Origin of the sequence: Streptomyces sp. NRRL F-5123, from assembly GCF_000721495.1 — a bacterium.
Taxonomy (GTDB): domain Bacteria; phylum Actinomycetota; class Actinomycetes; order Streptomycetales; family Streptomycetaceae; genus Actinacidiphila.
Map to the genome: position 1 here is coordinate 1 of NZ_JOHY01000164.1, position 1037 is coordinate 1037.

The following is a 1037-nucleotide window of genomic DNA, read 5'->3' on the forward strand; positions in this document are numbered from 1 at the left end:
CAGACGGCGGCCGCGGACTTCACCGGCGACGGGAAGGCGGACATCATCGCCCGCGACAGCTCGGGGAACCTGAAGATGTGGGCGGGTAACGGCGACGGCACATTCGGCGCCGCCCGCCAGGTGACCAGCGGCTGGAACTTCACGCAGACCGCCGCAGCCGACTTCGACGGAAACGGCAAGGCCGACATCATCGCCCGCGACACCTCGGGAAACCTGAAAATCTGGGCCGGGCACGGTGACGGCACCTTCGGCGCCGCGGCGCAACTGACCACCGGATGGGACTTCACCCAGACAGCGGCCGCAGATTTCAACGGTGACGGCCAGGCCGACATCATCGCCCGCGACTCAACGCCGCCCAGCAGGTCACCACGGGCTGGGACTTCAGCCAGACCTCGGTCGCCGACTACGACGGGAACGGCAAGGCCGACATCATCGCCCGCGACGACTCCACCGGCACCCTCTACATCTGGGCCGGGCACGGCGACAGACCGATCATGGCACGCACGCCGAATTCCCGCGCCGCGCTCCGTTCCTTGTGCACCCCCGGGCGCCGGCTCGCCTCCGTCGTCCTGACGGCCGCGACCCTGGCCATGCCCCTGCTGGCCACCTCTTCCGCCCACGCGGCCTCCGTGGCCACCTGGGACAAGGTGGCGCAGTGCGAGAGCAGCGGCAACTGGGCTGCCAACACCGGGAACGGCTACTACGGAGGGCTCCAGTTCTCCAAGAGCACCTGGGACGAGTTCGGCGGCCGCATCTATGCCGTGTACCCCCACCAGGCCACCAAGGAGCAGCAGATACGCATCGGGGAGAAGGTCCTCGCCACCCAGGGCGAGAACGCCTGGCCGGACTGCGGCCACAAGTCGGGGCTCGGTTCCGACGACACCGTTCCGTATCCCCCCGAGCCGACGCTGAACTACGCGCAGACGACCTCGGCGGACTTCAACGGTGACGGCCAGGCCGACATCATCGCCCAGGACTCCGCCTTGAACCTGAAGATGTGGACCCACAACCCCGGTGGTTACTTCAACGCGGCCAAG

The 1037-nt window shown here is 68.3% G+C and carries 2 protein-coding genes; both read left to right on the forward strand.

The genetic code is table 11. The features are described from left to right. Nucleotides 1-75 precede the first annotated feature (75 nt). Nucleotides 76-573 (forward strand): FG-GAP-like repeat-containing protein, encoded by a 498-nt coding sequence (locus tag IH54_RS48215; protein ID WP_420711825.1) that lies wholly within the window; start codon nucleotides 76-78, stop codon nucleotides 571-573. Further along, a partial coding sequence (locus tag IH54_RS0138715) for a transglycosylase family protein (protein WP_199923543.1) occupies nucleotides 495-1037 on the forward strand: 543 nt, incomplete at its 3' end. The genes IH54_RS48215 and IH54_RS0138715, both read left to right, overlap by 79 nt.

Excerpts from the sequence above, each read along its gene's own strand:
- IH54_RS48215 (WP_420711825.1), top strand. The coding sequence starts at position 76 with ATGTGGGCGGGTAACGGCGACGGCACATTCGGCGCCGCCCGCCAGGTG.